Genomic DNA, 4247 nt, shown 5'->3' with positions numbered 1-4247 from the left:
CTGCCCTGGGTCGGGAACTCGCGCGCCCCCCGGGCGCGAGTCCCCTCCCGGCGGTCGGTCACCGCCGTCGTGTCCCGCGTGGTGCGCTGCGCCGTGGTCCGGCCCCCCGACCGCGGTGCGCGCTGCCCGACGGCGCCCCGGCCGTCGCGCTTCTCGACGTTCATGTCCCCTCCCCCTCTTCGTCCGTCCCGTTCCCGTCCCCCGGGGCCGACCGCGGGTCCGTTGCGGACCCCGGTGACCCCGTCCCCGGTTGGTGCATCGCCTTCACCCGGCGGCGGTACCGTTCGCGGTCGGTACGCCCCTGCCGGGTCGCCTCCGGGTCGAGCCGTTCCGCGGCCCGCAGCCGCACCGAGGCGGCCCGCGGGTTCGCGGCCACCTCGTCCTCCCCGGGAAGCTCGGCGCCCCGGCTCAGCAGCCGGAACGTCGGGCCCGACCCGGGCAGTTCGACCGGGAGGTCGACCGGGCCCTTGCTGCGGACCCGGTCGGCGAGCGCCTGCTTGGTGAGCCGGTCCTCCAGCGAGTGGTAGGACAGGACCACCATGCGGCCGCCCACGGTGAGCTTGTCCAGAGCGGCCGGCAGCGCCGTCTCCAGCGCTGCCAGTTCTCTGTTTACCTCGATCCGTAAAGCCTGAAACGTTCTCTTTGCCGGGTGTCCGCCCGTTCGTCGGGCCGGGGCGGGAATGCTCTCCCGGACCAGCTCGGCCAGGCGGGCCGACGACGTGATCCGGGACCGCTCGCGCTCCCGGATGATCGCCGAGGCGATCCGCCCGGCGAACTTCTCCTCGCCGTACACCCGCAGCAGCCGGGCCAGATCCGGGTGGGAGTAGGTGTTGACCACCTCCTCGGCGGTCACCCCCCGGGTCTGGTCCATCCGCATGTCCAGCGGTGCGTCCTGCGCGTACGCGAACCCGCGGTCGGGCGCGTCCAGTTGCAGCGACGAGACGCCGAGGTCGAACAGCACCCCGTCGATCGCCGGGTAGCCGAGCCGGTCGAGCACCTCGGGCAGCTCGTCGTAGACGGCGTGCTCCAGGTGGATCCGGTCGGCGAACCGGGCCAGGCGGACGCGCGCGTGGGCGAGCGCCTCGGTGTCCCGGTCCAGGCCGATCAGCACCGTCTCCGGGTGCGCCGTGAGCACCGCCTCGGCGTGCCCGGCCAGGCCGAGCGTGGCGTCGACGTGCACGGTCCGGCCGGGTCGGCCCAGCGCGGGGGCCAACAGCTCGAGACACCGCTCGAGCAGCACCGGCACGTGCGTGCCGCGTAGCTCCCCCATCTCGACCCCCACCGCTCGAAAACCGTTTCCGTCCACGTGTCCGTCGTCGCCACGACGCCTCGCCATACCGCCAGATCCCCATCCGCTCCCGCCCGCCGGAGGCCGCGGCCCTCCGTGTCGGATCGTGCGCCTGGCACCGGGGAAGGGGTGCCAGGAACTCGAAAGCGGCTGGAGATCTCGCAGTACGTCGGGCGCCGTCACGCCCTACAGACCGCCGGGCAGCACCCCCTCCTCGATGTCGGCGAAGTCGTCTTCGCTCTCCGCGAGGTAGGCCTCCCAGGCCGCCCTGTCCCAGATCTCCACCCGGGTGCTCGCCCCGATCACGACCAGGTCCCGGTCGAGGGCCGCGTAGGACCGCAGGTGGCCGGGAACGGTGACCCGCCCCTGCTTGTCCGGTACCTCGTCGTGCGCGCTGGCGAAGAAGACCCGGCTGTAGGCCCGGGCCGCCTTGCTCGTCATCGGCTGCGCGCGCAACTGGTCCGCGATCCGCTGGAACTCGGGCATCGGGAAGACGTAGAGGCAGCGCTCCTGCCCTTTGGTGATCACGACACCCCCCGCCAGCTCGTCCCGGAACTTCGCCGGCAGGATCAACCGGCCTTTGTCGTCCAGGCGCGGAGTGTGGGTGCCGAGGAACATCGGCCCAACCCCCTCGCCCTGAGCGGCGTTCGCGGCGCCGCTGACCCCCCGGGCCGGTGTGGCCCTCCCGGCCTCACCATCGCGCCCCACTCTACTCCACTTCCCTCCACCTGCAACCAGAATCGCCCGTCCGGCGTGGCGTGTCCGCGCGCAAAACCGCACGTCAATGCGGGTGGGGCGGAGTGGAGGGGGTGCCGGCCCCCTCGGCGCGGTCCGCTACCCGACATCGACCGCCGCCGTCCGGGCGAACGCGGCCCGGCCGTCCGCCGTGCGGTCCCCGGCCGAACGGTTCAGCGTCGGCGGCGATCTGGCGGGGGCCGAGGTCCGGTAACCTCGCTCGGGTGACGGACGCGAAGATGCCCTTGCGGGCAAAGGTGGCCAGCTCCGTGTCGCGCACCGCCGCGGCGCTGTCGCGGGCCGCGGGCCGCGGTGACGGCTCGGTGATCGGCGGCTGGATCGGCCTCAAGATCGACCCGGACCTGCTCGCCCACCTCTCCACCGGGCGCGCCATCGCGCTCGTGTCCGGCACCAACGGCAAGACCACCACCACCCGGCTCACCACCGCCGCCGTCGGGGTGCTGGGCCGGGTCGCCACCAACTCGTTCGGCGCCAACATGCCCACCGGCCACACCTCGGCGCTGGCCAAGGCGGGCAGCACGCCCTACGCGGTGCTGGAGGTGGACGAGCACTACCTCGCCCAGGTGCTGGAGGCCACCGATCCGCACGTGGTGGCGCTGCTCAACCTCTCCCGCGACCAGCTCGACCGCGCCAAGGAGGTCGCCATGATGGCGCAGCTCTGGCGCGCCGCCCTGGTCCGGCACCCCGACGTGCGGGTGGTCGCCAACGCCGACGACCCGATGGTGGTCTGGGCCGCCTGCCCGCCGGCCGACCCGGCCCAGGGGCACGTGCCGCCGCACGTCACCTGGTTCAGCGCCGGCCAGCGGTGGCACGACGACTCGTGGGTCTGCCCGGAGTGCGGCTCCACCATCCAGCGCTCCGGCGAGCAGTGGTGGTGCACCGGCTGTCCGCTGCGCCGCCCGGAGCCGCAGTGGACCGTCGAGGACGACGGCGTGCTCGACCCCACCGGCGCCTGGCACAAGATCCAGCTCCAGCTCCCCGGCAAGGTCAACCTCGGCAACGCGGCCACCGCGCTGGCGGTCGCCGCCGAGTTCGGCGTACGCCCGGTGGACGCGGTCTCCCGGCTCGGCACGGTCACCTCGGTGGCCGGCCGCTACGCCCAGGTCGACCGGGACGGGCGCAACATCCGACTGCTGCTGGCCAAGAACCCGGCGAGCTGGCTGGAGGCGTTCGACATGGCCGACGTCGCGCCGACACTGCTCTCCATCAACGCGCGTGACCCCGACGGGCTGGACACGTCGTGGCTCTTCGACGTCGACTTCTCGCCGCTGGCCGGCCGCCAGGTGCTCATCACCGGTGACCGGGCGTACGACCTGGCCGTGCGGCTGGACGTCAACGGCGTGCCGTTCCGGCACGTGCGGACGTTCGACGAGGCGGTCCGCGCGGTGCCGCCGGGCCGGCTGGAGGTCATCGCCAACTACACCGCCTTCCAGGACATCCGAGCGGAGCTGGACCGTGTCAACTGAGAGCCTGCGCATCGTCTGGATCTATCCCGACCTGCTGTCGACCTACGGCGACCGGGGCAACGCGCTGATCCTGGCCCGCCGGGCCCAGCTGCGCGGCATGCCGGTCGAGGTGCTGGAGGTCCGCTCCGACCAGCGGCTGCCCGCCACCGCCGACATCTACCTGATCGGCGGCGGCGAGGACGGCCCGCAGGCGCTGGGTGCCCAGCGCCTGATCGCCGACGGCGGCCTGCACCGGGCGGTGGCCCAGGGCTCGGTGGTGTTCGGGGTCTGCGCCGGCTACCAGCTCCTCGGCACCTCCTTCTTCGCCAAGGGCACCAGGTGCGCCGGCCTGGAGCTGCTCGACCTCTCCTCCGACCGCGGGCCCACCCGGGCCGTCGGCGAGCTGGCCGGCGAGGTCGACCCGCGGCTGGGCATCCCGCACCTGTCCGGGTTCGAGAACCACGGCGGCCGCACCCACCTCGGCCCGGGTGTGTCGCCGCTGGCCCGGGTCACGGCCGGGATCGGCAACGACGGCACCACCGAGGGCGCCTGGCGGGGCAAGCTGCTCGGCACCTACTCGCACGGTCCGGCGCTGGCCCGCAACCCCGACCTGGCCGACCTGCTGCTGCGCTGGGCGACCGGCATCCACCAACTCCCCCCGCTCGACGACACGTGGGCCGACCGGCTCCGGACCGAGCGTCGCACCGCGGTGGCCGCCGCCGCCCGGGCATGACCGGCGCCGCCCGGCCGGGGCGGCG

At 73.9% G+C, this 4247-nt stretch carries 4 protein-coding genes; 2 read left to right on the top strand and 2 right to left on the bottom strand.

The annotated features are described in order from the left end of the window. Positions 1-160: 160 nt before the first annotated feature. Together rsmH and mraZ are read right to left on the bottom strand one after the other, a co-directional pair. A complete protein-coding gene (rsmH, locus tag HUW36_RS27020; RefSeq protein WP_174530719.1) occupies positions 161-1270 on the bottom strand; it encodes a 16S rRNA (cytosine(1402)-N(4))-methyltransferase RsmH in 1110 nt (369 codons plus the stop codon). 204 nt (positions 1271-1474) lie between these two features. Continuing rightward, a complete protein-coding gene (gene mraZ / locus HUW36_RS27015) occupies positions 1475-1906 on the bottom strand; it encodes a division/cell wall cluster transcriptional repressor MraZ (protein WP_174530718.1) in 432 nt (143 codons plus the stop codon). 356 nt (positions 1907-2262) lie between these two features. Here mraZ and HUW36_RS27010 point away from each other — a divergent pair, with 356 nt between their 5' ends. Next, positions 2263-3510, top strand: a complete 1248-nt coding sequence (locus HUW36_RS27010; RefSeq protein WP_174530720.1) for a MurT ligase domain-containing protein — start codon at positions 2263-2265, stop codon at positions 3508-3510. Continuing rightward, positions 3500-4222 carry a type 1 glutamine amidotransferase gene (locus HUW36_RS27005; protein ID WP_174530717.1) on the top strand — a complete coding sequence of 241 codons (723 nt, stop codon included), beginning with the start codon at positions 3500-3502 and terminating at the stop codon, positions 4220-4222. The genes HUW36_RS27010 and HUW36_RS27005 overlap by 11 nt, the downstream gene beginning before the upstream one ends. Positions 4223-4247: the final 25 nt, after the last annotated feature.

Source organism: Micromonospora maritima (assembly GCF_902825405.1).
Classification (GTDB): domain Bacteria; phylum Actinomycetota; class Actinomycetes; order Mycobacteriales; family Micromonosporaceae; genus Micromonospora; species Micromonospora maritima.
The sequence above is the reverse complement of the archived record's forward strand: the minus strand, read 5'-3'. Positions and strand labels throughout refer to the sequence as shown.

Excerpts from the sequence above, each read along its gene's own strand:
- HUW36_RS27010 (WP_174530720.1), top strand. The coding sequence starts at position 2,263 with ATGCCCTTGCGGGCAAAGGTGGCCAGCTCCGTGTCGCGCACCGCCGCG.
- mraZ (WP_174530718.1), bottom strand. The coding sequence starts at position 1,906 with ATGTTCCTCGGCACCCACACTCCGCGCCTGGACGACAAAGGCCGGTTG.
- rsmH (WP_174530719.1), bottom strand. The coding sequence starts at position 1,270 with ATGGGGGAGCTACGCGGCACGCACGTGCCGGTGCTGCTCGAGCGGTGT.